The organism is Leisingera sp. ABD4_442 (genome assembly GCF_056160905.1).
Genome location: NZ_JBSWYB010000109.1, coordinates 1 through 302 on the forward strand (window position 1 = coordinate 1; position 302 = coordinate 302).

Annotated in this window: 1 protein-coding gene; it reads right to left on the reverse strand. The window is 67.9% G+C overall.

Going from position 1 to position 302, the window contains the following annotated elements; all coding sequences use genetic code 11:
- A partial coding sequence (locus tag ACXAHG_RS23595; RefSeq protein ID WP_475061268.1) for a cadherin repeat domain-containing protein occupies positions 1 to 302 on the reverse strand: 302 nt, incomplete at both ends.

Genomic DNA, 302 nt, shown 5'->3' on the forward strand with positions numbered 1-302 from the left:
AGCGGGCGTCATCGACGCTGTAGCTCAGCACATCGCCGTCGGGATCGCTGGCCGAGACCGTGCCGATGGCGGCGCCCGCGGCATTCTCGGCAACCACGGCGGCCGAGAGCGCCGGGGCATCCGGCGCCTCGTTCACATCGCTGACGGTGATCGTGAAGCTGCTGCTGCTGGCAAGGCCGCCGGGGTCGGTGGCGGTAATGGTGACCTCGACCGTGGGCTCGGCCTCATGGTCGAGGCTGATGCCGTCCTTCAGCTTGAGGGTGGTGCCGACAATCTCGAAGCGGGCGTCATCAACGCTGTAG